Origin of the sequence: Streptomyces sp. NPDC014727, from assembly GCF_043083485.1 — a bacterium.
Lineage (GTDB): Bacteria > Actinomycetota > Actinomycetes > Streptomycetales > Streptomycetaceae > Streptomyces.
Map to the genome: position 1 here is coordinate 192,716 of NZ_JBIBYR010000010.1, position 25,610 is coordinate 218,325.

Annotated in this window: 24 protein-coding genes and 2 pseudogenes; 15 read left to right on the plus strand and 11 right to left on the minus strand. The window is 69.1% G+C overall.

The features are described 5' to 3' along the window. Positions 1–13: 13 nt before the first annotated feature. The 4 genes from ACF1B9_RS18255 to ACF1B9_RS18270 form a co-directional block, all read right to left on the minus strand. A complete protein-coding gene (locus ACF1B9_RS18255; protein WP_351084943.1) occupies positions 14–490 on the minus strand; it encodes a MarR family transcriptional regulator in 477 nt (158 codons plus the stop codon). A 125-nt stretch (positions 491–615) separates the two neighbouring features. Beyond that, positions 616–1,380 carry an AIM24 family protein gene (locus tag ACF1B9_RS18260; RefSeq protein WP_391741859.1) on the minus strand — a complete coding sequence of 255 codons (765 nt, stop codon included), beginning with the start codon at positions 1,378–1,380 and terminating at the stop codon, positions 616–618. Then, on the minus strand, positions 1,377–2,027 hold the full coding sequence (locus tag ACF1B9_RS18265) for an AIM24 family protein (protein WP_391741860.1): 651 nt from the start codon (positions 2,025–2,027) through the stop codon (positions 1,377–1,379). The genes ACF1B9_RS18260 and ACF1B9_RS18265 overlap by 4 nt, the downstream gene beginning before the upstream one ends. After that, positions 2,027–2,659 (minus strand): AIM24 family protein, encoded by a 633-nt coding sequence (locus ACF1B9_RS18270; RefSeq protein ID WP_391741914.1) that lies wholly within the window; start codon positions 2,657–2,659, stop codon positions 2,027–2,029. The genes ACF1B9_RS18265 and ACF1B9_RS18270 overlap by 1 nt, the downstream gene beginning before the upstream one ends. Before the next feature lie 350 nt (positions 2,660–3,009). Between ACF1B9_RS18270 and ACF1B9_RS18275 the strand changes: the two genes are divergently transcribed. The 4 genes and pseudogenes from ACF1B9_RS18275 (at position 3,010) to ACF1B9_RS18290 (ending at position 6,280) form a co-directional block, all read left to right on the plus strand. Further along, complete coding sequence (locus ACF1B9_RS18275) at positions 3,010–3,360, plus strand: DUF3817 domain-containing protein (protein WP_391741861.1); 351 nt, start codon at positions 3,010–3,012, stop codon at positions 3,358–3,360. Beyond that, positions 3,357–3,494 (plus strand): annotated as a pseudogene (locus ACF1B9_RS18280) (MTH1187 family thiamine-binding protein); the annotation flags it as partial. The gene ACF1B9_RS18275 and the pseudogene ACF1B9_RS18280, both read left to right, overlap by 4 nt. A 19-nt stretch (positions 3,495–3,513) precedes the next feature. Then, positions 3,514–4,902, plus strand: coding sequence for a recombinase family protein (locus ACF1B9_RS18285; protein WP_391741862.1), 1,389 nt, complete (start codon positions 3,514–3,516; stop codon positions 4,900–4,902). 799 nt (positions 4,903–5,701) lie between these two features. Further along, on the plus strand, positions 5,702–6,280 hold the full coding sequence (locus ACF1B9_RS18290; protein WP_391741863.1) for a recombinase family protein: 579 nt from the start codon (positions 5,702–5,704) through the stop codon (positions 6,278–6,280). Positions 6,281–6,347: 67 nt separating this feature from the next. Here ACF1B9_RS18290 and ACF1B9_RS18295 read toward each other — a convergent pair whose 3' ends face one another. Beyond that, positions 6,348–7,079: an XRE family transcriptional regulator gene (locus ACF1B9_RS18295; RefSeq protein ID WP_391741865.1), complete on the minus strand. Its 732-nt coding sequence runs from the start codon at positions 7,077–7,079 to the stop codon at positions 6,348–6,350. 131 nt (positions 7,080–7,210) lie between these two features. Between ACF1B9_RS18295 and ACF1B9_RS18300 the strand changes: the two genes are divergently transcribed. Then, positions 7,211–7,408, plus strand: coding sequence for a hypothetical protein (locus tag ACF1B9_RS18300; RefSeq protein ID WP_391741867.1), 198 nt, complete (start codon positions 7,211–7,213; stop codon positions 7,406–7,408). Between the two features lie 218 nt (positions 7,409–7,626). Next, positions 7,627–7,785, plus strand: a pseudogene (locus ACF1B9_RS18305) (thiamine-binding protein); the annotation flags it as partial. 52 nt (positions 7,786–7,837) lie between these two features. Here ACF1B9_RS18305 and ACF1B9_RS18310 read toward each other — a convergent pair. Next, positions 7,838–8,839 carry a DUF5937 family protein gene (locus ACF1B9_RS18310; protein WP_391741869.1) on the minus strand — a complete coding sequence of 334 codons (1,002 nt, stop codon included), beginning with the start codon at positions 8,837–8,839 and terminating at the stop codon, positions 7,838–7,840. Positions 8,840–8,912: 73 nt separating this feature from the next. Between ACF1B9_RS18310 and ACF1B9_RS18315 the strand changes: the two genes are divergently transcribed. The 4 genes from ACF1B9_RS18315 to ACF1B9_RS18330 all read left to right on the plus strand — a co-directional run bounded on the left by ACF1B9_RS18315 (position 8,913) and on the right by ACF1B9_RS18330 (position 13,125). Continuing rightward, on the plus strand, positions 8,913–10,391 hold the full coding sequence (locus tag ACF1B9_RS18315) for an MFS transporter (protein WP_391741870.1): 1,479 nt from the start codon (positions 8,913–8,915) through the stop codon (positions 10,389–10,391). Between the two features lie 10 nt (positions 10,392–10,401). Further along, positions 10,402–10,911: a MarR family winged helix-turn-helix transcriptional regulator gene (locus tag ACF1B9_RS18320; RefSeq protein ID WP_391741915.1), complete on the plus strand. Its 510-nt coding sequence runs from the start codon at positions 10,402–10,404 to the stop codon at positions 10,909–10,911. 63 nt (positions 10,912–10,974) lie between these two features. Continuing rightward, complete coding sequence (locus ACF1B9_RS18325) at positions 10,975–11,307, plus strand: DUF3817 domain-containing protein (RefSeq protein ID WP_351084929.1); 333 nt, start codon at positions 10,975–10,977, stop codon at positions 11,305–11,307. A gap of 117 nt (positions 11,308–11,424) precedes the next feature. Continuing rightward, positions 11,425–13,125 (plus strand): methylmalonyl-CoA mutase, encoded by a 1,701-nt coding sequence (locus ACF1B9_RS18330; protein ID WP_391741871.1) that lies wholly within the window; start codon positions 11,425–11,427, stop codon positions 13,123–13,125. 119 nt (positions 13,126–13,244) lie between these two features. Here the strand turns inward: ACF1B9_RS18330 and ACF1B9_RS18335 are convergent, their stop codons facing one another. Beyond that, the gene (locus ACF1B9_RS18335; protein WP_391741872.1) at positions 13,245–13,874 is read right to left on the minus strand and encodes a TetR/AcrR family transcriptional regulator; all 630 of its coding nucleotides are present in this window, start codon (positions 13,872–13,874) and stop codon (positions 13,245–13,247) included. A gap of 318 nt (positions 13,875–14,192) precedes the next feature. Between ACF1B9_RS18335 and ACF1B9_RS18340 the strand changes: the two genes are divergently transcribed. The 4 genes from ACF1B9_RS18340 to ACF1B9_RS18355 all read left to right on the plus strand — a co-directional run bounded on the left by ACF1B9_RS18340 (position 14,193) and on the right by ACF1B9_RS18355 (position 18,339). Then, complete coding sequence (locus ACF1B9_RS18340; RefSeq protein ID WP_391741873.1) at positions 14,193–15,170, plus strand: tetratricopeptide repeat protein; 978 nt, start codon at positions 14,193–14,195, stop codon at positions 15,168–15,170. 598 nt (positions 15,171–15,768) lie between these two features. Further along, positions 15,769–16,410, plus strand: a complete 642-nt coding sequence (locus ACF1B9_RS18345) for a DUF6230 family protein (protein WP_391741874.1) — start codon at positions 15,769–15,771, stop codon at positions 16,408–16,410. 95 nt (positions 16,411–16,505) lie between these two features. After that, on the plus strand, positions 16,506–17,075 hold the full coding sequence (locus ACF1B9_RS18350; RefSeq protein ID WP_391741875.1) for a DUF6114 domain-containing protein: 570 nt from the start codon (positions 16,506–16,508) through the stop codon (positions 17,073–17,075). Beyond that, complete coding sequence (locus tag ACF1B9_RS18355; protein ID WP_391741876.1) at positions 17,065–18,339, plus strand: hypothetical protein; 1,275 nt, start codon at positions 17,065–17,067, stop codon at positions 18,337–18,339. The genes ACF1B9_RS18350 and ACF1B9_RS18355 overlap by 11 nt, the downstream gene beginning before the upstream one ends. A gap of 173 nt (positions 18,340–18,512) precedes the next feature. Here ACF1B9_RS18355 and pyk read toward each other — a convergent pair whose 3' ends face one another. From pyk to pta, 3 genes are all read right to left on the minus strand, one after another. Beyond that, positions 18,513–19,943 (minus strand): pyruvate kinase, encoded by a 1,431-nt coding sequence (gene pyk / locus ACF1B9_RS18360; RefSeq protein WP_351074715.1) that lies wholly within the window; start codon positions 19,941–19,943, stop codon positions 18,513–18,515. A gap of 74 nt (positions 19,944–20,017) precedes the next feature. After that, a complete protein-coding gene (locus ACF1B9_RS18365) occupies positions 20,018–21,268 on the minus strand; it encodes an acetate kinase (RefSeq protein WP_391741878.1) in 1,251 nt (416 codons plus the stop codon). Beyond that, the gene (gene pta / locus ACF1B9_RS18370; RefSeq protein WP_391741880.1) at positions 21,265–23,397 is read right to left on the minus strand and encodes a phosphate acetyltransferase; all 2,133 of its coding nucleotides are present in this window, start codon (positions 23,395–23,397) and stop codon (positions 21,265–21,267) included. The genes ACF1B9_RS18365 and pta overlap by 4 nt, the downstream gene beginning before the upstream one ends. A 295-nt stretch (positions 23,398–23,692) precedes the next feature. Here pta and ACF1B9_RS18375 point away from each other — a divergent pair, with 295 nt between their 5' ends. Beyond that, entirely contained in the window at positions 23,693–24,718 is a 1,026-nt protein-coding gene (locus ACF1B9_RS18375) for an ATP-dependent 6-phosphofructokinase (RefSeq protein WP_351074711.1), read from the plus strand. A gap of 185 nt (positions 24,719–24,903) precedes the next feature. Here ACF1B9_RS18375 and ACF1B9_RS18380 read toward each other — a convergent pair whose 3' ends face one another. Then, the gene (locus tag ACF1B9_RS18380) at positions 24,904–25,542 is read right to left on the minus strand and encodes an XRE family transcriptional regulator (RefSeq protein WP_391741916.1); all 639 of its coding nucleotides are present in this window, start codon (positions 25,540–25,542) and stop codon (positions 24,904–24,906) included. Between the last annotated feature and the right edge of the window lie 68 nt (positions 25,543–25,610).

Consider the following 25,610-nt stretch of genomic DNA (forward strand, 5'->3'; position numbering starts at 1 on the left):
GTCCCGCCGTGCGTCACACCTTGCCGCGTCGCCCCCGCAGATGATCGGCGACCGGTGTCAGCGCCGCGTGCAGGTTCGCCAGCGACTCCGGCGTCAAGAGATCCATGAAGTGTTTGCGTACCGACGCCACGTGGTGCGGAGCCACCTTCCGCATCGTCTCGGCGCCGTCCTCGGTGAGGACCGCGTACAGACCGCGCCGGTCGGACTCGCAGTTCTCCCTGCGGACCAGGCCGGCGTTCTCCATACGGGTGATCTGGTGCGAGAGCCTGCTCTTGGACTGCAGCGTCGCGGCGGCGAGGTCGCTCATCCGCATGCGCTGGTCGTCCGACTCCGAGAGGTTGACCAGGATCTCGTAGTCGTTGTTGGTCAGGCCGAACGGCTGGAGATCCTTCTCCAGCTGGTGCATCAGCAGCCTGCTGACGTCCAGGTGGGTGCGCCAGGCGCACTGCTCCGCATCGTTCAGCCAGCGGGTGGCCGTCTCGGTCTCCATATATGGATTCTACCTAAGAAGTTGAAAGCCGGACGAAGTGGGGAAGTGTGACGCCCGGCACCCGCTCGGAGCCGGGCTCGGGTGCGAGGTGCAGACGTTCGACGTCACACTCCGCAGACTACCGTTCACCAACCGAAGCGACGCTGGAGGTCCCCGAGCTGACCGGTCGGACGGTGTGAGGAGCCAGGTTGACCCGGAAGGCCGGGCACCCTGGCCTGTGCCGGTGTCGCCCCCGCCGGCCGCTCGGGCATCAGCGCCTCGGTCGACTGGAGCAGCACCGTACCCGCGCCGACGAACTCGAACTGATGCTCCTCGCCGGAGGTGCCGCCGAACCCCGTCATCGACCGCAGCCCGCCCAGCACGCCCGTCATGTAGCCGTGGTCGTAGTGGTGGCACGGCGAGGGGCAGTCCGCCCAGCCCACCAGGGCCTGCGGGTCGACCCGCAGCGGCGGCTCCATGAAGACCACCGGGCCGTTGGAGGCCGCCACGAACTTCCCGGTGCCGATCAGGGTCAGAAAGCCCGGCACGATCGACTGCTTGAGAGCCAGCGTCGGCTGGTACGCCAGCAGGTTGCCGGACCGGATCGTCAGGTTTCCGTCGTCCAGGTCGTACGAGTTCACGTCGAAGGCGCGGTCCGCGAGCAGCATCTTGCCGCTGCCCTCGGCCACCACCCAGTCGCTCGCGTGCAGCGGCGAGTGGAAGCTCGTACGGAGCAGCCGCTCGAAGCGGCCATGGCCGATGCCGTCGAACTCGATGTGCCCGTAGTAGGCGATCATCTTGCCCTTCTGCAGGAACCACTGGCTCCCCTTGAGCTCCACGCAGAAGGTGTACGCGTTGACGTTGTCGTCCGACGGCAGTGTCATCGGGTCGAAGACCACGGGCGTGCTCACAGCTTCTCCTCCGAGGCCTGGACGTACACCGCGCCATTGCCGCTCAGCTCCAGCTGGAACGCCTCGCCGGAGCCGCGCCCCACCATGTCGCGCCAACCGAGCGCGGTGGAGAGCTTGTTGCGCACGTCGCCGTGGTGCGCGACATACGCCTGCGGGTCCACGTGCACCTCGCGGCCCGGGGTGATCGGCAGCTCGATCACCCCGCCGTGTGCCATCACGGCGACCGCGCCATGACCCTGGAGAGTGGTGGTGAACAGCCCCTGCCCGGTCACCTGGCCGCGCACCATGCCCATCACCCCGCCCTGCGAACCCATGAACATCGTGCCCTGCCGGAGTGTTCCGTCGAAGGCGAGCAGCCGGTCGGCCTCCACATAGAGGGTGTCGCCGGACAGGTTGATCACCTGGATGTGGTGGCCGCCGTGGCCGAACATCACCGTGCCGTTGCCCTCCACCGTCATCAGCGGGGTCGCCTCGTTGGCCACCCGGCGGCCGATCATCGACATCACGCCGCCCTGGCCGCCCTGGATGTTCGGCGTGAACGAGACCTCGCCGCGACAGGCCAGCATCGCTCCGCGCTGGCTGTACATCTTCTGGCCGGGAAGCACGGTCGCCTCGACCATCTTCGAGTTGATCTCACGGAACGGCATCAGACATCGCCCCCGATGGTGTTCCGCTCGCTCGGCTGGACGTAGACGACACCCTCGCCCTCGAACCGGATCTGGAAGGACTCTCCCGAGCCCTCGCCGATCAGCGTCCGGAAGTTCACCCCCGACTGGAAGTGCTGCTGGAGGCTGCCCTGGTGGGCGATGTAGGCGCCGGGGTCGACGAACAGCGGGTACTGGGCCGAGACCCGCAGTGCCACCGCCGAGCCGTCCGACATGATCGCCACCTGGCCGGTGCCCTCGACGGTCGTGGTGAACAGGCCGTTGCCCGTCGCTCCGCCGCGCAGGCCGGTGAAGGTGGTGCCGGTGCGCAGCCCGACCTCGGTGCACAGCAGATTGCTCGCCTCGACGTAGAGCTTGTCGCCGCGCAGCGAGACGAGGCTGATCTCGCTCGCGCGGTCGGCGAAGTAGCAGGTGCCCTGACCCTTCACCTCCATCACGGACATCTGTTCGCCGGTCAGCCGGCGGGTCACCATGCCGCGCAGGCCGTCGCCGCCGCCGGTCATCTTCTTGAACGTCATCCGGCCGTCGTACGCGACCATCGAACCGTTCTTCGCCTTGACGGCGTCGCCGGTCAGGTCGACGGCGAGCGTTCTGCTGCCTTGGAGTCGGAACATTGCCACGGTGCCGACGGTAGCGGCCCGGCCCCGGCCGGGACAGGGCCGCAGGGCGGAACCGGCACCCTGAACCGCCCCTGATACGCATCCGGTACGGGACCCGGACGTGATCGGGACGTACCCCGTACGGAGCGACGACGGATCGGGACGCGGCCCGGCGATGAGCGACGGGGAGCGACGGCGGCCCCTCGTCCGGACACGACGGCGGCCCCTCGTCCGGACGCGACGGCGGAACGTGACCGGAGACATACGGCCCCCGGCGCCGAGTTCCGCCCGTGTCGATGCCACAATGGGTCGCGCTTGTGCCTCCATTCACAAGCTGTCACGACCCTCCCACCGAAGGTGCCCTCGTGGACATCAAGACCGCTACCGCCCTGCACCGGCTGCGCCTCATCTCGATTCCCGAGGCGCTCTCCTTCCCCGCGCTGATCATCTTCGGCTCGATCCTCAGCCGGGTCTCCGACATCGACTTCCTGATGATGCCGCTCGGCATCCTGCACGGCGTGCTCTTCGTGATCTACGCCGTCCTGCTCCTCGACGTCTGGTCCAAGACCAAGTGGCCGCTGAAGCGCATCGCGTTCTTCTTCCTCCTCGCGCTGCTGCCGTTCGGCGGCCTGTACGGCGACAAGGTGCTCAAGCGCTACGAGGCCGACGGCGTCATCGCCGCCCGCGCCCGCCGGGAAGGCGTGGTCGGCGCATGATCGTCGCGTTCTCGGTCAGCCCGATGGGCGTCGGTGAGGATGTCGGCGAGTACGTCGCCGACGCCCTCCGGGTCGTGCGGGAGTCCGGGCTGCCCAACCGTACGGACGCCATGTTCACCTCCGTCGAGGGCGATCGCGCGTACCTTTGAGTACATGACCTCAGTAGCGATCTACCTACGGTTGTCCCGTGAGGCCGACGACAGCGCCTCACTCGACACCCAGCGCGCTGCCTGCCACCGATGGCTGACCGCCAACGATCATGACCCCGCTGACGCCGTCGAGTACGTGGACAACAACGTCAGCGGCGCGAAGCCCATTGAAGAACGCCCCGGGCTCCGTGCGCTCATGGCGGCCCGCCCTGACGTGGTGATCACGTGGAAGCTGGATCGCTTCGCCCGGTCGGTCGCGGAGTTCCTTCGGCTCGTGGCGTGGGCTGAGGCGGCGGGCATACGGCTTGCCACGACAGACAACACGGTGAACACGCTGACGCCGACCGGTCGCATGGTCGCCACCGTTCTTGCTTCGCTCGCTGAGTGGGAACGGGGGATGATCTCCGCCCGAATCAGCGAAGGGCACGAAACCCGGCGCAGCTTGGGGCGCTGGGGGGCCGGACGTGCACCGTTCGGGTACAAGACGGTCCGCCGGGACGGTGCCGCATACCTTGAGATCGACGACGCCCAAGCTGCTCAAGTTCGCACAGCGGTGAGGGAATTGATCGACGGGGGCACCGTCGCCGGGACAGCGCGCACGACTGGCTTGAGTGAACCCCAGTGGCGACGGATGCTCAAGGCGCCGACGTTCCGGGGACAGCGCGCCCATAAGGGAAAGTTGGTCGTGGCCGCTGACGGGGTGACTCCGGTCGCGTTCGCCGAACCGATCCTGTCTGCCGCTGAACTGATGGCTGTCCGCCAACGGATGCTCGACCTTGCGACCGGGGCTGACCGTGCTCCTCGTCAGGCAGCGCCCCTATGCGCTGGAATGGCGTTCTGTCACCGCTGTGACGGTCGGTTGAACGGAGGCACCAGCGACAAGGGGGTGCGGCTCTACAGATGCAAGGCTGGTCACGTCACCATCTACGCAGAGACCCTTGACCAACGGGTTGAGGCCGAATTTCTCAAGGTGTGGGGACGCTTCAATGAAGTCAACGTTCACCTTGAAGGCGGCAATGACCTTTCGGCGGAGATGATCGAAGCCCAGGAGCAAGCGGCGCGCATCGGTGCCCAGATGGCGACGGCCGGACCGCTGATGATGGGCACGTACGAAGAGATGGGCGCCAAGCTCGAAGCCGCCTATGCCGCACTCGTGGCCGCACATGACCCCGAAGTTCGCGAAGTGGCCACACCGACTGGTCGCACCATGGGCGAAGCATGGGCAGTGCTGGATGATGCAGGTAAGAGCCGGCTGCTTGAAGCAATGCACCTCACGGTGACGCTGTACCCGAAGCAATGGGCAGAGCGCCTTGAAATCACGTGGGGTCCGGCCGATCCTGAGGAGATTCGGCAGGACCTCTTGGACGACATCGCTGCACAGGAAGGCTTGTAAGCCTGCCTGAGCGCCGTTCGCGGCCCGTTGCTGGATTCCCTCCAGTGGCGGGCCGTTCGTGCTTCCTGGGGGCGTTGCTGGCTCGCTGTCCTTCAGCGGCGGAGCGATGACAGAATGACAGTTCGCCCTCCTTTTTTGGTTGCGCATAGAAAACTTAGAGAAAAACAGATTGTGGGTCTGTTCCGTCATCTCGTCATCGTGACGGCCTCACTGTCACCCTCGGATGGGTGGTTGCGGCGACGATGGGACGGTCGACCGGCCGGGGTGTACCCAGGCGGGGACCCCTGCCCCGCCCCAATCCTGACCGGCAGGGAGGGAAAACTCTCGCATGGCAACTGGGGGCTTTTTGCGGGGGAGGAGTAGTCGCTACGTCGGGTAGCGAACCCTCCCAATCCGTCACCGTGCGTAACCGTGACGGTCCAAAATGCCAAACTGACCCCCTATTCCCATCTCTCTCTAAATTCCCATCTCTCTCTAACGCGCGTTAGAAGAAAGGGAAACGGGGGGTTAGTTTGTCAGTTTGCACACGTGCGGGCGAGAGGGGGAGGCGGGTGACCCCGTTGAGGCGACCCGAGTGACTGTTAGGTGTCTGCTCCTCTCGGCCGGTACGGGTCTGGCGCTCGAGAGGGCGCGTGCGCGGTTGTGGCGCAGCGTGACGACCAGTGAAGCGTCTATCAAACGATGGTTTGCGAGACGGTCCGCCGAACGCTGCCAGGGGGCCGGATGGGCGCTCAAAACCCGTCTCAAAACCTGCCGCAAGCCTCTGTTGTTCTGAGATGAGTTATGAGACTGTCTCGCCATGGACACGAACACGGGACACCTCATCGGGTACGCGCGAGCCTCAGGCGACGACCAGGAGGCGCAGTTGCAGCTTGACGCGCTCAAGGAAGCGGGTTGCTCCCGGGTCTTCACCGACAAGGCGAGCGGAAAGAACACGGAGCGCCCGGAGCTGACGGCCGTTCTCGACTACGTCCGCCCCGGGGACATCCTGTGCGTGTGGAAGCTGGACCGGTTCGCGCGCTCGCTGATCGACCTGGTGAACATGGTGGACGCTCTTGCCGCGCGGGGCGTCGGGTTCAAGGTGCTCACGGGGGCGCTGGCGAGCATCGACCCGAACACCCCGGACGGTCGCCTCATGCTCCAAGTCGTGGGCGCGATGGCGGAGTTCGAGCGGTCGTTGATTCGGGAGCGGACGCGCGCGGGTCTCGACGCTGCCAAGGCGCAGGGGCGCACGGGTGGACGTCCGGCGGTCATGAACGCTGACAAGCTCGCTGCTGCCAAGGCGCGCCGGGCGAAGGGGGAGAGCGTTACAGCGGTTGCTAAGGCAGTGGGTGTGTCCCGGGCGACGTTGTACCGGGCGCTTGCCGACACGGAGTGATCCGACACCGACCCGAGAGACCGTTCACCGATGGGTGGGCGGTCTCTCTCGTGTCCGGGCGCTGACGTTACGGACGCTTGGGTGCCGCACCGTTCCAGAGTTCCTCGCCATGCTCGGTGAACCGGTCGAACATGCCACCGTCGCCCCGCTTGTGGAGGTGGAGGAGCGGGGAATCGTGGCCGACCAGTCGGGCGAGGTGGGGAGTCACGAGCGCGTCGGCATCGAAGCGGAACACCGACAGGCTCACATGGTTGATCGCGTCTTCTGGGGTGCTGAAGCGTGTCTCAAGACCCTCCAGGGGGCCGAGACGGTCAAGGTGCTCCAGAGTGATGCGGATGCGTGTGGAGACAGTCAAGGCCACGTCCTCGATGCTTTCCCGCTGACGGGTCACGTCGCCGTCGGGGTCGCCCAGCAGGAAGCGGACGCGACACCCAGAAGCGACCTTCCGGCGCAGCGTGTCAGGGAACGCGGGAACCTGGGTCCACAGGAAGTAGTTGGTGTATCCGGCGAAGAACAGGTCTGTGGTGGCATCGCTGATCAACTCGCTCCACACCGTTGACGGGCACGCGGAACGGTACGGGTAGCTGTGGACTAGTTCGCGGTCGTGGCCGCTCTTGATGCGGTCCTTGACTACTTGCGGCCAGATCATTTCCTCGTCCACTCCCAACGCCCGAGAGGCGTCATCGCGGTTCCGTGCGTGGGGCGTCAGCTCGGCATCCGCTAGCCATCGCTCGATCGTCTTGCCAGTCACACCAATATGCCCGGCAAGCTGACGCGTGCTGACACCGGCATCCGCCATAGCCGATCGTAGGGCAGAGTTCAAGAGGTCCCCCGTAGACGTTTGGGCCTTTCCGTGACCGTAGCGAAGAACGGCCCAACTGTCGTTCGTTCGGAGTGGATACGTCCATGAGGGCGCGCCACGATTGCGCAATGAGCGAACCCACGAGGTATCAGACGGACCCGTTGGAACTGCCGTTGCGTATGGAGTTGGAGCCGACCCCGATGGAGGGGTGTCCGGGCTGTGTCGAACTCGCGAACGTGCGGGACCGTGCGCGTACCGGCGGAGACATGACCACGGTGTCCGACTGCAACGTCTACATGAAGCGGCACCCGGAGGGTCACGGGTGATCGCGCGGGCGGATATCGGCGCTCGGGTGGAGGACGCTGCGGGCCGTGTCGGCATCCTGCGGGACGTGATCCCGGATTTCGAAGATCCGGCCGAGTCACCGGGGCTGCGCCGTAAGCGCCCTACGGCGTTCCTGTGGCCCGTGGGCGGGGGCGCTGAGTGGCTGGTGCCCCCGGGTGACGTGAGGCGCGCCCCGTAGGCCGGGGGCAATCACATGTACGAGTGGGACGAGGTCATGGACGTCGTCAAGCGGGCCGTCGCCGCCGTCGAGGCCCGTGCCGGACGCGTCTCCCTCGTACTGAAGGCCGACATCAGGCCCGGTGTCACCGACGGCCTGACGTCCAAGGTCGAGACCGTCGAGCGGTACCTCGCGGACTGACGCACCTGCGCACCCCGGAGACCCCTCTCGCCGCACGGCGAGGGGGGCTTCGTCATCCGGGGTGCGTTTTTTCGGGCTTCACCGCCAGCGCGATCCCGAGCGGCGTCCGCTCGTACAGCACCTGGTGCCCGTACCGCCGCGAGGTCAGCAGCCCGGCCGCCCGCAGCACGGACAGATGCTCCGACACGGAGGACGGCGCGAGGCCGAGCCGGTGGGCGAGGGCGCTCGTCCCCGCCGGTTCGTCGAGCATGCACAGGACGTCGGCCCGCGCCCGCCCGAGCAGCCGCGCGAGCGTCTGAGGCGTACGGTCGGCGGGTTCCGTCCACAGACCACCGATCCCGCGGGCCGGATAGATCACCGCGGGCTGGTAGGGCGGCTCGTACCCGCTGACCACATCCGGCCAGGCGAAGACGCTCGGCATCAGGACGAGACCCTGCCCGCCGAGCACCCGGGAGTGCCGGCCCCGCATGCCGACGAGCGTGAGCGTCGAGTCCGCCCAGCTCAGCTGGGGACTCAACTCACCGAGCAGCCGCGCGAAGCCGACTGCGGCGAGCCGACGCGAGTGGTACGCGATGTCCGCCTCCAGCAACGCGCGCAGCCGCGGCCAGTCCGGCTCGACCAGGACCCGCCACGCCTGTTCCAGAAGCGCGGACAGCTCCCGCTGCGCGCGGGCGGGATCGTCGAGCATCGCCCGTCCGGCGGGGGAGTCCAGCGCCCCTGGCTGGTCGGCGAGCGTCAGCGCCAGATCCTCATGGATGAGCAGCGGATCGATGGCGCGTACACCGGCGATCTCCTCCTCGAACGACGCGTAGGGCCCGATCGGCGGCGGGCAGAGAAAGTCCGGATTGTGTCCGCTCTCCGGCATCAGCGACCACAGCGGTCCGAGGTCGAGCCCGGCTGCGGCGCTCCGGATGCGCCGCAGCCACGGCTCGTGGTAGCCGTGGTTCCCGGGGCGCAGGAGGGTGCGGACCGCCTGTTGCGTCTCCCAGAGCGGGGAGAGGGCGAATCTGCAGCGCAGCAGATCGCTCTCGTCGAAATGCAGATGGAACGGCATCGGCGCACCTCGCGAAGATTCGGTGTCAGCCGAAAGTTTATGGAGTGCGACCGTGCTCCTCCACGCTGCGTCCATGCCGAGCAACAGCCCCGCCCCTGCGGGCGGCCCCCTCGATGCGGTGGACCCCCCGAGCGGCCCGACGGGCCCATCACCCCAGGCATCGTCAGCCGCATGCCGCACAGCGAAGGCCGACCCCACGGGAGCGGCGCCGTCCCCGGCCCCGTCCCCGGAGCGCGCCGACGCCATCGACCCGAGCCCGTCGCCCGCGCTCCGGGCTCCGGCTTCCGTCCCGGACACCGGCACACCCCGCGGCTACCGCGCCGTCTTCGGCGTACGGGAGTTCCGTGCCGTCTTCGCCGCACACCTGCTCTCCCTCCTCGGCGTCGTCGTCAGCGAGCTCGCGCTCACCGTCCTCGTCTACGACCTCACCGGCTCGCCCCTGCTCAGCGCTCTCACCTTCGCGCTCGGCTTCCTCCCGTACCTCGTCGGCGGCACCCTCTTCGCCGGGGTCGCCGACCGCTACCCCGCCCGCCGGGTCCTGGTCACCTGCGATCTGATCTGCGCGGGCTGTGTCGCCGTGATGGCGCTGCCCGGAACCCCCGTCGGCGGACTTCTCGCGCTGCGCTGTGTCGTCGCCTCCGTGTCGCCCGTCTTCACCGGGACGCGTACGGCCGCGCTCACCGACATCCTCGGCGAGGGTGACCTCTATGTACTGGGCCGCTCGCTGCTGCGGATCGTCTCGCAGAGCGCCCTGCTGATCGGCTTCGGCGTGGGCGGTGTGCTGCTCGCCGCGGTGTCCGCGCGCGGGGCGATCATGATCACCGTCGGGACCTTCCTCTGCTCGGCGGCGCTGCTCCGCTTCGGGACCCGGGACCGGCCTGCGCGCAGCGGCGACGGAGGTGGTGCCCTGCTCAAGGACTCGCTCGCCGGAGCCCGTACCGTCCTCGCCGACCGCAGGATCCGCGCCCTGATGCTGCTCTTCTGGCTGCCGGCGATGTTCGTCGTGGCACCGGAGGCGCTTGCCGCGCCGTACGCGGACGAGATCGGTGTCGGTCCGGTTGCGCTCGGACTCCTCATGTGCGCGATGCCGGTCGGCCACATCGGCGCCGAGCTGTACGCGGGCACCGTGCTCGCCCCGCGCCTGCGCTCCAGAATCGTGCTGCCGGTCGCCGCCACCGGGCTGCTGCCCCTCGTGCTGTACGGGTTCCGTCCCGGCGTGGTCCTGAGTGTCGTCGCGCTCGCGCTGGCCGGGGTGGGGGCGGCGTACATCATCGGTCTCGACCAGTGGTTCGTCGACGCCGTTCCGGAGGAACTGCGGGGCCGGGCCATGACCCTGCTCACCGCCGGGCTCATGACGGTCCAGGGCATCGGCATGGCACTCGCCGGGCTTGCCGCCGAATTCGTCCCCGTACATCAGGTGGTCGCCGGGGCCGCTGTGATCGGTACGGTGTGCACGCTCGTCCTCGTCCGCGAGGTCAGGAGCACGGAGCCCGTGCACGGTCCTCGGACCGAAGTTCGAGACGGGGCTGACCAGCATATGACCAGTGGGTAAGGTCGATGCCGTGCCGAAGCCGCTCAGTCTCCCCTTCGATCCCATCGCCCGCGCCGACGAACTCTGGCAGCAGCGTTGGGGCCCGGTGCCCTCGATGGGGGCCATCACCTCGATCATGCGCGCGCAGCAGATCCTGCTCGCCGAGGTCGACGCGGTCGTCAAGCCGTACGGACTGACTTTCGCGCGGTACGAGGCGCTGGTGCTGCTCACCTTCTCCAAGGCGGGCGAGCTGCCGATGTCCAAGATCGGTGAGCGGCTCATGGTCCACCCCACCTCCGTCACGAACACCGTGGACCGGCTGGTGCGCTCCGGCCTGGTCGCCAAGCGCCCCAACCCGAACGACGGCCGCGGAACCCTCGCCTCCATCACCGACAAGGGCCGCGAGGTCGTCGAGGCGGCGACCAAGGACCTGGTCGGCATGGAGTTCGGCCTCGGGGTGTACGACGCCGAGGAGTGCGCGGAGATCTTCGCCATGCTGCGGCCGCTGCGGATCGCGGCCCAGGATTTCAAGGAGCCGTAGGACAACATTTCGAGGCCCGGCCCGCTGCAAGATCGCCCAGGGCGTCCGGTTACGCTCGATTCCATGAAACGCAGTGTGCTGACCCGGTACCGGGTGATGGCCTACGTCACCGCAGTCATGTTGCTGGTGCTCTGCACCTGCATGGTCTTCAAGTACGGCTTCGACATGGGCAAGGATCTGACGCTCGTCGTCTCCCAGATCCATGGCGTGCTCTACATCATCTACCTGATCTTCGCCTTCGATCTGGGCTCCAAGGCGAAGATGCCGGTGGGCAAGCTGCTCTGGGTGCTGATCTCCGGCACCATCCCGACGGCCGCGTTCTTCGTCGAGCGCAAGGTCGTCCGCGAGATCGAGCCGCTGGTCGCCGACGCTTCCCCCGTGACCGTCAAGGCCTGAACCGCGGGCCGGGCTCCCGGCCGCACCGCACCACCCGCACCACCCGAACCGCCCCGTGCGAAGCACCGGGCGGTTTGCCATCGACATTTACTAGGACGTCCTAGTAAATTCGATGGTATGGACGCTGACGCGATCGAGGAGGGCCGCCGCCGCTGGCAGGCCCGTTACGACAAGGCCCGCAAGCGTGACGCGGACTTCACCACGCTCTCCGGAGACCCCGTGGAGCCCGTGTACGGCCCCCGTCCGGGGGACGCGTACGAGGGCTTCGAGCGGATCGGCTGGCCCGGCGAGTACCCCTTCACCCGGGGGCTCCACCCGACCGGCTACCGGGGCCGGACCTGGACCATCCGCCAGTTCGCCGGCTTCGGCAACGCCGAGCAGACCAACGAGCGCTACAAGATGATCCTCGCCGCGGGCGGCGGCGGGCTCAGTGTCGCCTTCGACATGCCGACCCTGATGGGCCGCGACTCCGACGACCCCCGCTCGCTCGGCGAGGTCGGGCACTGCGGCGTGGCCATCGACTCCGCCGCCGACATGGAGATCCTCTTCAAGGACATCCCGCTCGGCGACGTCACGACGTCCATGACGATCAGCGGGCCCGCCGTCCCCGTCTTCTGCATGTATCTGGTCGCCGCCGAGCGCCAGGGCGTCGACCCGGGCGTCCTCAACGGCACGCTCCAGACGGACATCTTCAAGGAGTACATCGCGCAGAAGGAGTGGCTCTTCCAGCCCGAGCCCCATCTGCGCCTCATCGGCGACCTGATGGAGCACTGCGCCCGCGACATCCCCGCCTACAAGCCGCTCTCCGTCTCCGGCTACCACATCCGGGAGGCCGGGGCGACGGCCGCGCAGGAGCTCGCGTACACCCTCGCCGACGGCTTCGGTTACGTGGAGCTCGGCCTTTCCCGCGGGCTGGACGTCGACACCTTCGCGCCCGGTCTCTCCTTCTTCTTCGACGCGCACCTCGACTTCTTCGAGGAGATCGCCAAGTTCCGCGCGGCCCGCCGGATCTGGGCCCGCTGGATGAAGGAGACGTACGGCGCCGAGACCGACAAGGCGCAGTGGCTCCGCTTCCACACCCAGACCGCCGGTGTCTCGCTCACCGCCCAGCAGCCGTACAACAACGTCGTGCGGACGGCGGTCGAGGCGCTCTCCGCGGTCCTGGGCGGTACCAACTCGCTGCACACCAACGCCCTCGACGAGACGCTCGCGCTCCCCTCCGAGCAGGCCGCCGAGATCGCGCTGCGCACCCAGCAGGTGCTGATGGAGGAGACCGGCGTCGCCAACGTGGCCGACCCGCTGGGCGGTTCCTGGTACGTGGAGCAGCTCACCGACCGGATCGAGGCCGACGCCGAGAAGATCTTCGACCAGATCAAGGAGCGCGGCACCCGGGCCCACCCGGACGGGCAGCACCCCATCGGGCCCATCACCTCCGGCATCCTGCGCGGCATCGAGGACGGCTGGTTCACCGGCGAGATCGCCGAGTCCGCCTTCCGGTACCAGCAGTCGCTGGAGAAGGGCGACAAGCGCGTCGTCGGCGTCAACGTCCATCACGGCTCGGTCACCGGAGACCTGGAGATCCTGCGGGTCAGCCACGAGGTCGAGCGCGAGCAGGTCCGGGTGCTCGGCGGCCGAAAGGACGCCCGCGACGACGCCCGGGTCAAGTCGGCGCTGGACGCGATGCTGGCCGCCGCCCGTGACGGCTCCAACATGATCGCGCCGATGCTCGACGCGGTACGGGCCGAGGCGACGCTCGGTGAGATCTGCGGGGTCCTGCGCGAGGAGTGGGGCACCTACACGGAGCCGCCCGGCTTCTGACGGGCGGGCGGCGGCGATCGGTGTCGCCTTCGGGCGGGCGAGTGCGGTCGCGAGGCCCGTACCGCCTCCAAAGGCGCACCGGGAGCGTCACCGTGCCCGGCCGTCGCGGCGCGCCCGGTTCACGCCGAGGCCGCCGCGCCCAGCCCCGCGAGCAGCAGCACGGTGAAGCGCCGGGCCCAGTCCGCGTCGACGGGCTCGGCGCTCACCAGGGTCCGGTGCACGACCGCGCCGGCGATCACATCGAAGATCAGATCGGCGGTCGTCGCCGCCACGGCCTCGTCCTGTTCGACGGGCAACTCCCCGCGTTCCTGGGCCCGTTGGCGCCCCTGAAGCACCAGCCGCTTCTGCCGGTCCACGATCGAGTCGCGGATCCGGGCCCGCAGGGCCTCGTCACGGGTCGACTCCGCGACCACCGCCATCAGCGCCGTCCGGGTCTCCGGCCGGTCCAGCAGCGCGGCGAACTGCAGAACCACCGCCTGCACGTCGGCCGACAGGCTGCCCAGGTCGGGCAGCTCCAACTCGTCGAAAAGGACCGCGACGGCGTCCACGACCAGCTCGTTCTTGCCTGCCCACCGCCGGTACAGAGTCGTCTTGGCGACTCCGGCCCGCGTCGCCACGTCGCCCATCGTCAGCTTCGACCAGCCGAGGTCCACCAGGGAGGCTCTGGTCGCCTCCAGGATCGCTTCATCGGCCGCGGCGCTGCGCGGACGCCCCGTTCGAACGGGTTTGGGGTGGCTGTGGCTCAGCATGCCGCGACCATACCGGTCAGTAAGGAGAACCGACCGGCCTCGTTCACCGTGAGACAGATCACCGAACACACTTGTGCGCGAGGGGTGCCCGGCAGTTACGCTACGGGTCGTAGCGTAAGGACGACGGTCGTGCCGTCGTGACGCCACGACCGAACGACAGCCACAGGCACCGGGTGGGGACCCGGCGCCGGAACGGGCCATTCAGGGGCCCTCGGGCCGTGTCTGTCCGTGCGCCCCGCACTCCGGTGGGGACCCGCGGACGGGTGCGGTTCCCGGATCGCTTTCCGTATCGGTGCGCCGAGGGGGGAGGATGTACGTATGCAGCCTAGGAACATGTCCATGAGCGGCGTCGTCGACCTCGCCGCGGTGAAGGCGGCCGGCGAGGCCAAGGTGAAGGCGGAGCAGGCCCGTGCCGAGGCCGCCCGGCAGGGGGGTGGCGGTGCGGTGTCGCCGTCCGCCCTGGTGATCGACGTCGATGAAGCGGGCTTCGAGAGCGATGTCCTGCAGCGCTCCGCCGAGGTCCCGGTCGTCATCGACTTCTGGGCCGAGTGGTGCGAACCGTGCAAGCAGCTGGGTCCGCTCCTGGAGCGTCTGGCCCGTGAGTACAGCGGCCGCTTCGTGCTGGCCAAGGTCGATGTCGACGCCAACCAGATGCTGATGCAGCAGTTCGGCATCCAGGGCATCCCGGCGGTCTTCGCCGTCGTCGCCGGGCAGGCCCTCCCGCTCTTCCAGGGCGCGGCCCCCGAGGCCCAGATCCGGCAGACGCTCGACCAGTTGATCCAGGTCGGCGAGGAGCGGTTCGGGCTCACCGGGATCGTGGTCGACCAGGACGCCGCCGCCGAGGGAGCCGACCAGGCTCCGGCCGAGGCGCCCGCGGGGCCGTACGACGCCCTGCTCGAAGCGGCCGTACAGGCCCTGGACGCCAGTGACTTCGCCGGTGCCATCCAGGCGTACCGGAACATCCTGTCCGACGACCCGGCCAACACGGAGGCCAAGCTCGGTCTCGCCCAGGCCGAACTCCTCGCCCGGGTCAAGGACATGGACCCGCAGCAGGTCCGCAAGGACGCCGCGGACAACCCCGCCGATGTCGCGGCACAGCTCGCGGCCGCCGACCTGGACCTCGTCGGCGGGCACGTCGAGGACGCCTTCGGCCGGCTCGTCGAGACGGTGCGCCGTCACTTCGGCGACGACCGGGACACGGCGCGGCTGCGGCTGCTGGAGCTGTTCGAGGTGATCGGCCCCGACGATCCGCGGGTCGGCGCCGCGCGCACGGCGCTGGCGCGGGTCTTGTTCTGATGTGACAACGAGGCCGTGGCACCCCCTGGGTGTCACGGCCGTTTTCGCGAGCGGGCGATAAGAGACGCCGCTGCTTTACCAAATCTTGATAAAAGTACGGCCTGTTACTCGCAGTAAATCACCCCTCGGGATCTGTCCGCATTAGGGGTTCGATCCTCCCTTTCGTCCTTCCGCTCGGCGCCACCCTGTGTGGCCGGGCGATGCCACCCGGTCGCGCATCGGTTATCGGGCCGTTACTAGCGAGTAACGAACCCCCTTGTGCCACGGGCGGGAATGCACCACGATCGGCCACGCTCGGTCCAATAACGCCAGCCCGGCTGCCAGTCGGCGCGGCGGCCCTGTTGGGTCCCCACCGAGTGGGTCGGCGGCAGTGGCGCCGACTCCGGACAGGGGGGTTCCTGCCGTCCGGCAGGGCCTGTCCGAACAGGTTGCGCGTTCGCGCGGCCAGTGGTTGTCGCTCGGGGGTGATCGCCGGTGATTCGGACGCGGTTCCTGCCTCCGTGCGCGGCGCTCTCTTTCCGAGGACGTAGCACTTCTCCCATCCCAGGACGGGCCGAGGCCCGGACCGGAGATGTACGTCCGAGAAGGAGGAAAATTTATGAGTTCCCAGGTTCGTGGCGGCACCAGATGGAAGCGTTTCGCTCTGGTCATGGTGCCGAGCGTCGTCGCGACCGCCGCAGTGGGTGTCGGTCTCGCACAGGGCGCCCTCGCGGCGTCCTTCAGCGTGTCCGGCCAGAGCTTCAAGGTGCGCGCGGACAGTCTCGTCGGCCACAACTTCGTGCAGTACGGCTCCGTGGCCACGGGCAAGAGCCTTGAGGGCAAGGACGAGGCTCACGCCGTGGCCGTGTCCGGCTTCAGCGACGCCACGATCACCAACATGTGCCAGTCGGTGGTCACTCCGAACCTTCCGTTCGGCCTCGGTAACGTCACGCTGCAGCTGCACGCGGGTACGAACCCGAAGAAGCCGGTCGAGGCGACCAATCTGTACCTGGACGTCGCCGAGCTCGACGCGGACGCCGAGTTCACGAACATCGACATCGGTGTGGCTGCCGGCTCCGTCGGCAAGCCCGGCATCCAGTCCGGAACCGAGAAGGCCGTCAACCCGAACGGCTTCGCGCAGCGCGCCGAGGTGGCGAAGCTGACCGGCGTGAAGCAGACGGCGTGGGCGACCACCGCAGGCACCTTCAAGCTCAGCAACCTGAGCCTGCGGCTGAAGTCGGGCGTCAAGGAGTGCTACTAAGCGCTCGCCCGGGCGGCCGGGGTGCCCGCAACGGGCCTCCGGCTGCCCACCCATTCTCTTCTCACAGCAGTACCGGTTCCAGGGAGCTGTTTTCCATGAGCCCCGAGTCCACAGGGCAGAACGAGCACTACCTCCGCGTCCTCCGGCGGAGATTCCGCACCTGGCGGGGTAACCGGCCGTTCTGGGCGGGCCTGTTCACCATGGTGGGTGGTCTACCCATCGCGTACTTCCCGTACGCCAACATGCACCTCGGCAACGTCACGCTGGCGATGTCCACGACCGCCGGTGCCGGATCGCTGATCATCGGGGTCCTGCTGATCACGCTGGGCCTGACGATGTGGTTCCACCACATCGTCAGAGTGTTCGCCGGAGTCGCCGCGATCCTGCTGGCGCTGATCTCCATACCGGTCGCCAACATCGGCGGGTTCCTGGTCGGCTTCCTGTTCGCCCTGCTCGGTGGAGCGCTCTCCGTCTCCTGGGCCCCGGGCGAACCGAAGCCCGACCCCATGGACGCCGGTGCCCAGGGGCCGACGACCGAGGACGCCGGTCCCGGGACACAGGAGCCCGAACCCGAGTTCCACAGCACGGCGGCGGTGCCCCAGCAGCAGCCGGAGCAGCACGACACGACAGTTGAGGTCGACGGCGGGAGGCATCGTGCGGGGTGACGAGACGCAGCTGAACTCGACCGGGGAGGACCTCCGGACGAGAAGCGGGCCGCGCCACGCGGCCCCCCGGAAGTCGTTGCTGACGAAGCTGCACATACCTGCGGGCAAGGCCTTCGCGCTCGCCGCGATGCCCACGGCCGTCTTCGTGGGCATGGGGCTCACCCCCAAGCTCGCGCTGGCCGACGACAGCACGGACATTCCCTTCGCGCCCGGCCCCTGCGTGACCCGCTCCGACGAGCCGAGCGAGTCCCCGTCCCCGTCCCCGTCCGCGTCGGAGACGAAGTCGCCGTCCCCGTCCGCCACCGATTCCGTCGGCAAGCGCGACACGGCGACGCCGAAGCCCTCGGCGACCCCCTCGGCGACCGCGTCGGCGAGCGACGCGGCGAAGCCGGAGGCGAAGGCCGCCGACGCGCCCGCCGCCGCTGCGCCGAGCGCCTCGCCCACCCCCACGAAGTCGACGAACCCGCTCGACCCGCTGGGCGTCGGCGACGCGCTGAAGGACCTCTTCGACGGACCGGACAAGGCCACGGCGAGCCCGTCCCCGAGCGCGAGCACCGCGTCCCCGAAGCCGTCGCAGAGCGACACCGCCAAGCCGGCGGAGAAGGCCACGGAGAAGGCCGCGGGCGCCGCGAAGGAGACCGCCGACAAGACCGCCGCCGCCATCCGTGACGCCGCGGACAAGGCCGGCAAGCCGGTCAAGGAGCTCGACGACAGCGTCAAGGGACTCGACGCCAAGAAGGACGAGGACATCCCGGACGGCGCCAAGGAGCGCTTCCCGTGTCCGACGGCCGACCCCGAGGCGCTGGCCGCCGCCGACCTGGAGACCGGCGTCCCGCTGCTCCCGACCGACCCGTGGATCCTGGACAGCTCGCTGCTCACTCTCAACGGGCTCGACTACAAGGGCATCGTCGAGGTGAAGACGCAGGACGGCGCCATCAAGAAGGTGCTGAAGTTCACCGCGAGCTCCATCGACATCAAGGACCTCCACCAGCTGACGGTCGGTCCGAACGGGACCACGGCCCACGTCCAGGCACGTAAGGGCTCCACGTCCACCATCCGCAACGGCACCGTGACGATGTACACGGAGGAGCTGAAGGGCAATCTCTTCGGCCTCATCCCGGTCACGTTCAGCCCGCAGACACCGCCGCCGCTGAACGTGCCCTTCGCCTTCTTCACCAAGGTCAAGGTGACCCAGGCAGGCCAGTTCGGCGGCTCGCTCACGGTGCCCGGACTGCACAACTACTTCACCGGCGGCAACAGCTAGGGGGGTCCGTCCGGATCAGGCCGGATCGGCGAGCGGGGCACGCGAGCCTTGCATGATCCGAACGAGAGGCCCTGGCCGGCACCGACCCGTTCGGGAGCCGCACGAAAAGGCCTGTGGGCCGCACTCCGGAAGGAGCGCGGCCCACAGGCCTTTCCGCAGGGGTACAGGTCGCGTCAGTCGCGCGCCCCGCCTCCCACGTGGTGCACCCGCACCATGTTCGTCGTGCCCGGGATGCCGGGGGGCGAGCCGGCCGTGATGACCATCGTGTCGCCCTCGTTGTAGCGGTCCAGCTTGAGGAGTTCCGCGTCGACCAGGTCGACCATCGCGTCCGTGTTGTCCACGTGCGGGACGACGTGGGCCTCGACGCCCCAGCTCAGGGCGAGCTGGTTGCGGGTGGACTCGTCCGTGGTGAAGGCGAGGATGGGCTGCGCGGCGCGGTAGCGGGAGAGCCGGCGGGCCGTGTCGCCGGACTTGGTGAAGGCGACCAGCGCCTTGCCGTTCAGGAAGTCCGCGATCTCGCAGGCGGCACGGGCCACCGAACCGCCCTGGGTGCGGGGCTTCTTGCCCGGCACCAGCGGCTGGAGGCCCTTGGAGAGCAGCTCCTGCTCGGCGGCGACGACGATCTTCGACATCGTCTTGACCGTCTCGATCGGGTACGCGCCCACGCTGGACTCGGCCGAGAGCATGACCGCGTCCGCGCCGTCCAGGATCGCGTTGGCGACGTCGGACGCCTCGGCGCGGGTCGGCCGCGAGTTGGTGATCATCGACTCCATCATCTGGGTCGCCACGATCACCGGCTTGGCGTTCCGCCGGCAGAGCTCCACCAGGCGCTTCTGCACCATCGGGACCTTCTCCAGCGGGTACTCGACGGCCAGGTCGCCACGGGCGACCATCACACCGTCGAACGCCATGACGACGCCCTCCATGTGCTCGACGGCCTGCGGCTTCTCGACCTTGGCGATGACGGGGACCCGGCGGCCCTCCTCGTCCATCACCTTGTGGACGTCCTTGACGTCGTTGGCGTCCCGTACGAAGGAGAGCGCCACCAGGTCGCAGCCCATCCGCAGGGCGAACCGCAGGTCCTCGACGTCCTTCTCGGACAGGGCCGGGACATTGACCGCCGCGCCGGGCAGGTTGATTCCCTTGTGGTCGGAGACGACGCCGCCCTCGATGACGATGGTCCTGACCCGGGGACCGTCGACCGCGACGACCTTCAGCTCGACGTTGCCGTCGTTGATCAGGATCGGGTCGCCCTTGGCGACGTCGCCGGGCAGGCCCTTGTAGGTCGTGCCGCAGATCGACTTGTCGCCGGGGACGTCCTCCGAGGTGATGGTGAACTCGTCCCCGCGGACCAGCTCGACGGGGCCCTCGGCGAACTTGGCCAGGCGGATCTTCGGACCCTGGAGGTCGGCGAGGACACCGACCGCACGGCCGGTCTCGGCGGCGGCCTTGCGGACCCGGTCGTAACGACCCTGGTGCTCCTCGTGGCTGCCGTGACTGAAGTTGAAGCGTGCCACGCTCATGCCGGCCTCGATCAGAGCGACGAGCTGCTCATGGGAGTCGACGGCGGGACCGAGTGTGCAGACGATTTTGGAACGGCGCATGAGGCGGATCCTATCGGTTTGTTTCGCTGCGGAATATTCCGTCTGGTGGAAGGTACAAAGGGGCGCGGGGGTGCTCAGTTGTGGTCCTGTCCGACGAGCGCGAAGGTCTGGACGGCGATCTCCAGCTCCTCGTCCGTCGGTACCACGGCGACCGCGACCCGTGCGTGGTCCGGCGAGATCAGCCGCGATGCGCCGGACCGTACGGCGTTCAGATCCGCGTCCACCGCCAGACCGAGCTCCTCGAGACCGGCGATCGCAGCCTCCCGTACCGGTGCCGAGTTCTCCCCGACCCCCGCCGTGAACACCACGGCATCCACCCGCCCGAGGACCGCCGAATAGGCGCCGATGTACTTCTTCAGCCGGTGCACGTAGATGTCGAACGCCAGCGCCGCGCGCTCGTCGCCCGCGTCGATCCGGCGCCGGATCTCCCGCATGTCGTTGTCACCGCAGAGCCCGATCAGGCCGCTCCTCTTGTTGAGCAGTTCGTCGATCTCGTCCGTCGACATCCCCGCCACCCGCTTGAGATGGAAGGTGACGGCCGGATCGATGTCGCCGGAACGCGTCCCCATCACCAGCCCCTCCAGCGGGGTCAGCCCCATCGAGGTCTCCACGCAACGGCCGCCCGCCACCGCCGAGGCCGAGGCGCCGTTGCCCAGGTGCAGCACGATGACATTGACCTCCTCGGGGGTACGCCCCAGGAGCTCGGCGGCCTTGCGGGAGACATACGCGTGCGAGGTGCCGTGGAATCCGTAGCGCCGGATCCGGTGCGCGTCGGCGGTCTCGGTGTCGATCGCGTACCGCGCCGCGTACTCCGGCATCGTGGTGTGGAACGCCGTGTCGAAGACCGCCAACTGTGGAAGGTCCGGGCGCAGGGCCCGCGCGGTACGGATGCCGACGATGTTCGCCGGATTGTGCAGCGGGGCCACCGGGATCAGGCGCTCGATCTCCTTCAGCACCTCGTCGTCGACGACCACCGGCTCGGTGAAGCGCAGCCCGCCGTGCACCACCCGGTGCCCGATCGCCGCCAGTGCGGGGGAGTCCAGGCCCAGCCCGTCGGCGGCCAGCTCCTCGGCCGCGGCCTTCAGCGCGGACTCGTGGTCGGCGATCGGGCCGATCCGCTCACGCGGCTCGGCGCCTTTGCCGACCAGCGGGGTGTGCACCAGCCGGGAGGTCTCCTCGCCGATCCGCTCGACCAGTCCGGCCGCGAGGCGGGAGTGGTCGCTCATGTCCAGGAGCTGGTACTTCACCGACGACGAACCGGAGTTGAGAACGAGGACGCGACGCGCGGCCGCGGTGGAAGGACCGTCTGCGGTCGGGGTGGTCATGCGGTTCGCTCCTCGCTCTGCGCCTGGATCGCCGTGATGGCCACGGTATTGACGATGTCCTGGACCAGGGCGCCCCGGGACAGATCGTTGACGGGCTTGCGGAGGCCCTGGAGCACCGGACCCACGGCCACCGCGCCCGCCGAGCGCTGCACGGCCTTGTAGGTGTTGTTGCCGGTGTTCAGGTCCGGGAAGATCAGCACCGTCGCCTGGCCCGCCACCTCGGAGCCCGGCAGCTTCGTCGCGGCCACGCTCGGCTCCACCGCGGCGTCGTACTGGATGGGGCCCTCGATCCTGAGGTCCGGCCGGCTCTCGCGGACCCGGTTCGTCGCCTCGCGCACCTTGTCGACGTCGGCGCCCGATCCCGAGGTGCCCGTCGAGTACGACAGCATGGCGATCCGCGGCTCCACACCGAAGCGCGCGGCGGTGGCGGCCGACTGGATCGCGATGTCCGCGAGCTGTGCCGCGTCCGGGTCGGGGTTGACCGCGCAGTCGCCGTACACCAGGACCTTGTCGGCGAGGCACATGAAGAAGACGGAGGAGACGATCGAGGCGTCCGCCGGGGCCTTCCCGTCTCCCGCCGCCCCGCCCGACGCGCTCCGCGCGGCCCCCTTGGTCCTGATGATCTCGAAAGCGGGGCGGATCGTCGCCGCGGTGGAGTGCACGGCCCCGGAGACCATGCCGTCCGCGAGCCCCTCCCGGACCATCAGCGTGCCGAAGTAGTTGACGTCCGCGACGACGTCGTACGCCAGCTCCAGGGTGACCCCGCGATGCGCGCGCAGTTGTGCGTACCGCTCGGCGAACGCCTGGCGCAGTTCGGAGGAGTGCGGGTCGATGAGCTGGGTGGCGGCGAGGTCGATGCCGAGGTCGGCGGCCTTCTTGCGGATGACGTCGGGGTCACCGAGGAGCGTGAGGTCGCAGACGTCGCGGCGCATCAGCACGTCGGCGGCGCGCAGCACCCGTTCCTCGGTGCCTTCCGGCAGGACGACCCGGCGCCGGTCGGCGCGGGCCTGTTCCAGCAGTTCGTGCTCGAACATCATCGGGGTGACACGGCCGCTGCGGGCCACCGAGATCCGGTCCAGCAGGGCGCCGGTGTCCACATGGCGCTCGAAGAGGCCGAGCGCGGTCTCCGCCTTTCGGGGCGTCGCCGCGTTCAACTTGCCTTCCATCGCGAAGAGTTGCCCCGCGGTGGGGAAGGAGCCGCCGGCCACCGAGACGACCGGGGTGCCCGGTGCGAGTCGCGCGGCCAGCTTGAGTATCTCCTCGCCGGGGCGCTCGTCCAGGGTCAGCAGCACACCCGCGATCGGCGGGGTCCCGGCGCTGTGCGCGGCCAGTGAGCCGATCACCAGGTCCGCCCGGTCCCCGGGCGTGACCACCAGACAGCCCGGGGTCAGCGCGTTCAGCATGTTCGGCAGCATCGCGCCGCCGAAGACGAAGTCCAGCGCGTCCCTGGCCAGCCCGGAGTCGTCGCCGAGCAGCACCGTGCCGCCGAGCGCCGCGGTGATCTGGGCGACGGTCGGCGCGGAGAGCGCGGCATCGTCCGGCAGTACGGAACAGAGGACGGGGAGCTGGGCCGCCAGCCGCTCGGCGATGGCATCGCGGTCCTTGGCCGCCACCCGGTTCACGACCATCGCGAGGACGTCGCAGCCCAGACCTGCGTACGCGCGGTAGGCGTTGCGGGCCTCGGCCCGTACGGACTCCGCGGTCTGGTCCTTCCCGCCGACCACCGTGATCACGGAGGCACCGAACTCATTGGCGAGACGGGCGTTGAGCGCCAGTTCGTCGGGCAGCTGGGTGGCGGCGAAGTCCGTGCCGAGGACCAGCACCACCTCGTACTTCCGGGCCACCTGGTGGAAGCGTTCGACGAGCTGGGAGACCAGCTCGTCCGTACCCTGTTCCGCCTGGAGCGCGGATGCCTCGTGATAGTCCAGACCGTAGGCCGAAGCGGGGTCCTGGGGGAGCCGGTAGCGGGCCCGCAGCAGTTCGAACAGCCGGTCGGGTCCGTCGTGGACGAGCGGCCGGAACACCCCGACCCGGTCCACCTGACGCGTCAGGAGCTCCATGACTCCCAGATCGACGACCTGACGGCCGTCTCCCCGGTCGATACCGGTCACGTACACGCTGCGCGTCACGCGTGCTCTCCCGTCCAATTCTGTGGTTTGGGATGGTATTGCCATGTTGACGATACCTGTGGGGCCCGAGGCGCCGCCCGCCGGGCGAGAGGCCGTGAGCGCGGGGGTGCGGGCCCCCTCCGTCCGTCCGGTCGGACCGCCGTCGGATCCACTGCCGTGTCCGGCGGGGCACCCCGCGTCGGCCGGGAGCGCGAGGTCCAGACCTGACGTGGGACAATCGTGGTGGCTCACGGTACGGGGGATTCTGTAGTCGCCCCCGAAATGCACGACACTAGCGAGCAGGAGATACAGCACGATGCGCATCGGAGTTCTCACCGCAGGTGGCGACTGCCCAGGCCTGAACGCAGTGATCCGGTCGGTCGTGCACCGAGCCGTGGTGGGTCACGGCGATGAAGTCATCGGTTTCGAGGACGGGTTCAAGGGACTCCTCGACGGTCACTTCCGCCCCCTCGACCTCAACGCGGTCAGCGGCATCCTGGCCCGTGGCGGGACCATCCTCGGTTCGGCCCGGCTGGAGCGCGACCGGCTGCGCGAGGCCGCGGAGAACTGCGCCGAGCTGAGCCGCCGTTACGGCATGGACGCGCTGATCCCGATCGGCGGCGAAGGCACGCTGACCGCGGCGCGGATGCTGTCGGACGCCGGAATGCCCGTCGTCGGTGTTCCCAAGACCATCGACAACGACATCTCCGCCACCGACCGCACGTTCGGCTTCGACACAGCGGTGGGCGTCGCCACCGACGCCATAGACCGCCTCAAGACCACCGCCGAATCGCACCAGCGGGTCATGGTCGTCGAGGTGATGGGCCGGCACGCCGGCTGGATCGCGCTGGAGTCCGGAATGGCGGGCGGTGCGCACGGCATCTGCCTCCCCGAGCGCCGCTTCCAGGTCGAGGACCTGGTCAAGATGGTCGAGGAGCGCTTCGCGCGCGGCAAGAAGTTCGCGGTCATCTGCGTCGCCGAGGGCGCGCACCCGGCCGAGGGTTCCATGCCGTACGCCAAGGGCGAGATCGACCAGTACGGTCACGAGCGCTTCCAGGGCATCGGCAACCGCCTGGCCATCGAGCTGGAGACCCGGCTCGGCAAGGAGGCCCGGCCCGTCATTCTCGGCCATGTGCAGCGCGGCGGCACGCCGACCGCGTACGACCGGGTGCTCGCCACCCGCTTCGGCTGGCACGCGGTGGAGGCCGCGCACCGGGGCGACTTCGGCCGGATGACGGCCCTGCGCGGCAACGACATCGAGATGGTTCCGCTCGCCGACGCCATCACCCGGCTCAAGACGGTGCCCGCGGACCGGATGGACGAGGCCGAATCGGTCTTCTGACCCCGTACGCCCGAGGCGGCGTCGCAGACGGCGGCCGACAACCCCGACTGTCCCTCCCGTGGACGGTCGGGGCCGCTCGCCGTCCTGCGGCCCGCGGCCACCGAGGCGGTGCGGATGGGCTGCGACCAAGAGGCCCGCACGTGGCCGACGGCTGAGAACGGCACGGTCACCGGGAGCCGCACGGCTCAGGCGCTCGCCCCCTCCACCCCCGCCGTCCGCCAGAACCGTTCCACGATCTGCGCCAGGAACTCCCGCCCCGCGTCGCCCGTCGCCCCGGCGCGTTCCGTGCCGGTGCTGCTCCAGCTGAGCGTCGACACCATCAGCGCCTGGTAGTCGGTGTGCAGCTGCTCCATCACGTCCTGCAGAAATCCGCGCTCCAGCGGAACCAGCCTGGCCACCGACCGGACATGCGCCTGCCAGCGCGTCGTCACCGCGCCGCGCAACAGCTCCGCCAGATCCTCCTCCCGGCCGGACACGGCCACGAACCCGGCGGCCGTCAGCCCCAGCACCTCGCTGAGCACCGCGGACTGGCGTTCATTGCCGCGCCAGCGGCCCGACTCCTCCATCCGCAGATACGCGGAGGTGCTCAGCCCCAGCAGACGCGCCAGTTCCTCCGCGGCCAGCTCCCGGGCCACCCGGTGCTCCCGCAGAGTGCGCGCGGCGGTGAGCAGCTCGCCCGGCGAGCACCACAGCACCCCGGCCAGGGCCGTGAGTTCGTACTCGCTCGGGACGGTGAGCCCCCGCTCCCAGGCGACCACCGTCTGCGTGCTGACCCGGAGTCCGTACTGGGCCCCGAGGCCGTACGCGACATGGCCGGGAAGCATCCCCAGGGCCTCGCGGAGTCGGCGCGCGGCGGGAGCGTTGAAGGGCGGGGAGGGGTGCACGGCCCCAC

Coding starts and splice junctions, on each gene's coding strand:
- ACF1B9_RS18330 (WP_391741871.1), top strand. CDS start 11,425: ATGGACGCTGACGCGATCGAGGAGGGCCGCCGCCGCTGGCAGGCCCGT.
- ACF1B9_RS18315 (WP_391741870.1), top strand. CDS start 8,913: ATGCCGAGCAACAGCCCCGCCCCTGCGGGCGGCCCCCTCGATGCGGTG.
- ACF1B9_RS18295 (WP_391741865.1), bottom strand. CDS start 7,079: ATGGCGGATGCCGGTGTCAGCACGCGTCAGCTTGCCGGGCATATTGGT.
- ACF1B9_RS18375 (WP_351074711.1), top strand. CDS start 23,693: ATGCGCATCGGAGTTCTCACCGCAGGTGGCGACTGCCCAGGCCTGAAC.
- ACF1B9_RS18285 (WP_391741862.1), top strand. CDS start 3,514: ATGACCTCAGTAGCGATCTACCTACGGTTGTCCCGTGAGGCCGACGAC.
- ACF1B9_RS18345 (WP_391741874.1), top strand. CDS start 15,769: ATGAGTTCCCAGGTTCGTGGCGGCACCAGATGGAAGCGTTTCGCTCTG.
- ACF1B9_RS18335 (WP_391741872.1), bottom strand. CDS start 13,874: ATGCTGAGCCACAGCCACCCCAAACCCGTTCGAACGGGGCGTCCGCGC.
- ACF1B9_RS18350 (WP_391741875.1), top strand. CDS start 16,506: ATGAGCCCCGAGTCCACAGGGCAGAACGAGCACTACCTCCGCGTCCTC.
- ACF1B9_RS18270 (WP_391741914.1), bottom strand. CDS start 2,659: ATGTTCCGACTCCAAGGCAGCAGAACGCTCGCCGTCGACCTGACCGGC.
- ACF1B9_RS18340 (WP_391741873.1), top strand. CDS start 14,193: ATGCAGCCTAGGAACATGTCCATGAGCGGCGTCGTCGACCTCGCCGCG.
- ACF1B9_RS18325 (WP_351084929.1), top strand. CDS start 10,975: ATGAAACGCAGTGTGCTGACCCGGTACCGGGTGATGGCCTACGTCACC.
- pyk (WP_351074715.1), bottom strand. CDS start 19,943: ATGCGCCGTTCCAAAATCGTCTGCACACTCGGTCCCGCCGTCGACTCC.
- ACF1B9_RS18365 (WP_391741878.1), bottom strand. CDS start 21,268: ATGACCACCCCGACCGCAGACGGTCCTTCCACCGCGGCCGCGCGTCGC.
- ACF1B9_RS18265 (WP_391741860.1), bottom strand. CDS start 2,027: ATGCCGTTCCGTGAGATCAACTCGAAGATGGTCGAGGCGACCGTGCTT.
- ACF1B9_RS18380 (WP_391741916.1), bottom strand. CDS start 25,542: ATGCTTCCCGGCCATGTCGCGTACGGCCTCGGGGCCCAGTACGGACTC.
- ACF1B9_RS18310 (WP_391741869.1), bottom strand. CDS start 8,839: ATGCCGTTCCATCTGCATTTCGACGAGAGCGATCTGCTGCGCTGCAGA.
- ACF1B9_RS18300 (WP_391741867.1), top strand. CDS start 7,211: ATGAGCGAACCCACGAGGTATCAGACGGACCCGTTGGAACTGCCGTTG.
- ACF1B9_RS18290 (WP_391741863.1), top strand. CDS start 5,702: ATGGACACGAACACGGGACACCTCATCGGGTACGCGCGAGCCTCAGGC.
- ACF1B9_RS18255 (WP_351084943.1), bottom strand. CDS start 490: ATGGAGACCGAGACGGCCACCCGCTGGCTGAACGATGCGGAGCAGTGC.